We start from the raw sequence: 435 nt of genomic DNA, 5'->3' as shown, positions 1-435 counted from the left end.
CCTCGAAGCCCTCCGCCAGCTCCCAGGGTTGCACGAGAACGCGTTGCAAGCCGCATACCGGCTCGTAAAACCCAGGGCGCAAGACAGCGGGAGTGGTGGGAGTGATCCGGCAGAAAGGCTCCCCTACAACCCGGAACTCGCAACGAAAGTACGTGTTGCTGAGGGCCCGCTTTTCCTTCTCGCGAAAAAGCTAGGCCCCGCAGAGCGCGGCTACTTCCACACTACATGCGAGATCCTCGCGGACCAGCTCCCAAACCTGATAGTCAAGGAGGAGGCGGCAGTAATTGCAGAGCAAGTGCGCACCTCGTACATGATCCTGGAACGCGTCGCAGACCTGCCATTAGAAAAATACTTCTACGGCACCTGCGACGCGGCCACCGGACCACACGAAACCCTTTGTGAGAAGGCGATCTACGCTCCTAAAGGGCGCAGAAC

At 59.3% G+C, this 435-nt stretch carries 1 protein-coding gene; it reads left to right on the top strand.

Features of this window, described 5'->3' with window-relative positions:
* Positions 1-435: hypothetical protein (locus tag QP381_RS08545; protein ID WP_285068507.1), on the top strand; the 435-nt coding region annotated here is incomplete at both ends.

The sequence above is a fragment of the Pauljensenia sp. UMB6358 genome (assembly GCF_030216865.1).
Taxonomy (GTDB): domain Bacteria; phylum Actinomycetota; class Actinomycetes; order Actinomycetales; family Actinomycetaceae; genus Pauljensenia; species Pauljensenia turicensis_A.
The sequence above is the reverse complement of the archived record's forward strand: the minus strand, read 5'-3'. Positions and strand labels throughout refer to the sequence as shown.